The organism is Haloferax prahovense DSM 18310 (assembly GCF_000336815.1).
Lineage (GTDB): Archaea > Halobacteriota > Halobacteria > Halobacteriales > Haloferacaceae > Haloferax > Haloferax prahovense.
Window position 1 is genome coordinate 1 of sequence record NZ_AOLG01000043.1, and the last position, 489, is coordinate 489.

The window sequence follows — 489 nt, forward strand, 5'->3', positions numbered from 1 at the left end:
GCCAACGAGAGCTTGTGAGGTGATGCCGACTGCAAGCGCTTGGAAACGAAGGGCCAAGAGTGATGCCACGAGCCCGTTGTTCGTGGCCACGGAGGGCGCCCGCTCATCACCTTCGCCATCATCTGCCAGCTCTTCACCGTCATCCAGGCCTTGGACGTATCCCGCTCCACGGGCGGCATCTGGCTCTCTGTCGTGAATCACGCCCTCTTCCTCATCTCCGTGGAACCAGTGGCCAGTACACTCGAGACAGGGATGTCCTGGTCCCGTAGCGGAGACAAGCGATCCAGACCCGATGTCGAGTTCATCTTTTTCGTCATTCGGGATGAGCTCGGTACCCCCGTCGAGAACAGGAATGAGGTGGGCATGTGAGACCTCGTCAAGGAGGAATCGAACCCAGTGCGTGTCAGCGGCGTTGATGATGACATCGCAGTCGAGCAGTTGTGGAAGGCAAGCGTGCTCCTCGTCTTCCTCGACTACGCTTCCGTACTC

At 59.1% G+C, this 489-nt stretch carries 1 pseudogene; it reads right to left on the reverse strand.

The annotated features are described in order from the left end of the window. Positions 1-489: pseudogene (locus tag C457_RS20355) on the reverse strand (ThiF family adenylyltransferase); the annotation flags it as partial.